Source organism: Streptomyces sp. NPDC002130 (assembly GCF_040296465.1).
In the GTDB taxonomy this organism is placed as follows: domain Bacteria; phylum Actinomycetota; class Actinomycetes; order Streptomycetales; family Streptomycetaceae; genus Streptomyces.
This window is the reverse complement of the sequence record NZ_JBEOXI010000544.1, coordinates 1-2,531: the sequence shown is the minus strand read 5'-3', so window position 1 is coordinate 2,531 and position 2,531 is coordinate 1. Positions and strand designations below refer to the sequence as shown.

2 protein-coding genes are annotated in these 2,531 nt (G+C 59.9%); both read left to right on the top strand.

Annotated elements, in window-relative coordinates; all coding sequences use genetic code 11:
- The first annotated feature begins 397 nt into the window (after positions 1–397).
- On the top strand, positions 398–1,273 hold the full coding sequence (locus tag ABT116_RS42510; protein WP_351645956.1) for a hypothetical protein: 876 nt from the start codon (positions 398–400) through the stop codon (positions 1,271–1,273).
- 509 nt (positions 1,274–1,782) lie between these two features.
- The coding region (locus ABT116_RS42505; RefSeq protein ID WP_351645952.1) for a biotin carboxylase N-terminal domain-containing protein at positions 1,783–2,531 on the top strand (749 nt) is incomplete at its 3' end.

Below are 2,531 nucleotides of genomic sequence, written 5' to 3'. Positions count from 1 at the left end.
CGGACCGCTGGACCACCGGCAACACGGCGGCCACCCGCGGCTCGTTCCTCGCCTTCGGCGACGGCCGCCGCAAGTGCATCGGCGCCCAGTCTTCGGCGTCCAACTCGGGCGGATGACCGACAAACGGAGCGACTGTCGGGTCGTATCGCGCAACTCTCCCTGCCCAGCGAGCGAATTGCGCATGATGTCCGCGAAGTCCTTGTCGCACAGGGTCGTCCAGTGGATGAGTATCGACATCCGTGTCAACGGTCTCGACAAACGACGCCAGGGTCGCCTCCGTGGTCATCGAACCTCTTCCTACCCATGTCTGCCAGTGATGAAAGCGAACGAAACTCCCCGTCCACCTCGACTACAACGCTAAGAACACTTGCTGTCGTAGTCTCCGGATAGAATCAAGATGATTCTGACCTCGGCCCGTATTTCCGGCGTCAATCAGGACTCGATTGCAGATCCGCACCAGGACATTCGTCGCGACGCCTCACCAACCGGAAGGCTATTTGGCATGAGCAACTCCGACCCGATCAGATCTGCATTCGAACAGTTACCCCTGAAGGAGATGGACGCTGCGACGCTGGTCTTCGCCATCGAGAGCGCCGTCGACGAGCTGGCGATCCCGGGTGAAACCCTGCGGCTCGCCATGGAGGTCGCGACCCTCGCGCATCTCGATCAGCTCAGAAAGAACGGGATCAAATCCAACGAGGATCCCTACATCGTTCATCCCCTTCGAAATGTGTTGCGGCTGCTTCGGTACGGATGCTCCGACGTCGAGATCCTGAGCGCAACCGCGCTGCACGACACGGTCGAGGACCGACCACACGCCGTCATCGCGCTCCTCGGCGGCCAGACTGCGGACGACATGTCCGCATCCGAGGCGCAAGAACGTGCGTCAACACTTATCGCCTCGCACTTCAGCCACAGAATCTCCGAACTTGTTGAGGCAGTGACCAATCCAATCGACTACCCGCACGACAACACCACCGGCTACCAGGATCACGTCATCCGCGCGATCGAGGATCCCGCAGTGTTCCTCGTGAAGTTCAGCGACTTCGTCGACAACGCGGGAAGCGTGAAGTACCTGAACGAGACCGACAGACTGAGACTGGTCACGAAATACGAACCCCTTGTGGAGCACTTCAAGCGGACTTCCCTTACTCTCGGCAACGCATTGCAGCTCCCTTCCGGAGGACTCGACGCGATCGCACAGCACATCGCGACCATCGAAGGCGATTTCTCGAATACGGTCCGACAGGACGTAAAAAATACTCGCCAGTAGTACCGATCAGTAATAATCGAGCAATCGTGAGAATTCTCCGAATACGCGATTTTGTTACCAGTGAGTATTCACTTCCTTGCCGATTTCATTACCATCGTGATCCGTATCACAAGTCCGAATTCGATTGCACCGCAATGATTTAACGCCATATGTGTAACCGTGGTTCACGTTGACTAATATTCTTCAATTCGCCCAGGTGACATGAGCGTCGACATACTGCATTCTTAGATAAACCAGGGATTCCCTGGAAGCAGACACAATATGTTGCTGATTCGTGATTGGAGCGGTTCTGAGTCCACGCCTGCAGGGTGGCACACAAGGCACGCCGTGCCTGAGCGCAGGGGACTCTACGAACCGGATGGGCAATCACTTGCCGACGCGCAACCGTGGGGAAACACAGCGCATCGCGGCGTAGTTCACGAACCAGGTAATCCGGGTATGTGGGACACGGTCGGCTCATATCGCAACGTACGTGACGAAGAATCTCATCAAGGACGGTGGCAGTGACAATGTTCAAACGAATCGCAGTGGTCAATCGAGGTGAGGCCGCGGTCCGGCTGATCAGGGCTGTACGCGAACTGAACGCCGAACACGACTACGGCATTCGCGTCATTGCACTGCACACAGAGGCCGAGCGCCGCGCCATGTTCGTCCGCCAGGCCGATGAGGGCGTGACCCTGCGCAGCACCGGCACCGGTAGCCCGTACCTCGACTACGCCGAACTCGAGCGAGCACTCCTCGCAGCCAAGGCCGACGCAGTCTGGGTCGGCTGGGGCTTCGTGGCCGAGGATCCCGCCTTCGCGGAGATCGTCGCGAAACTGGGCATCACGTTCATCGGCCCGAGCGCCGACGCGATGCGCCTGCTCGGCGACAAGGTTGCCGCCAAGATCCTGGCCGAGAAGGTCGGCGTACCTGTCGCTCCGTGGAGCGGCGGACCTGTCGAAACGCGCGCCGACGCTCGTCGTCATGCTCAGTCCATCGGATATCCCCTGATCATCAAGGCCCGAAGCGGCGGCGGCGGACGCGGTATCCGCAAGGTCTGGGCCGAAGACGAACTCGAAGTTGCACTCGAGCGCACGCAGGGCGAAGCAGAGCGGTCCTTCGGCGACCCCGTCGTCTTCCTCGAACGCCTCGTCACCGATGCACGCCACGTCGAGGTACAGGTCATCGCCGAGCTCCCCGACGCGCCCTGGCGGCTGGAGGCCAGCTCCCTGAAGCTGCACGGCGCCGACTACCAGGGCATCGTGGAGGTGAAGAC

Excerpts from the sequence above, each read along its gene's own strand:
- ABT116_RS42510 (WP_351645956.1), top strand. The coding sequence starts at position 398 with ATGATTCTGACCTCGGCCCGTATTTCCGGCGTCAATCAGGACTCGATT.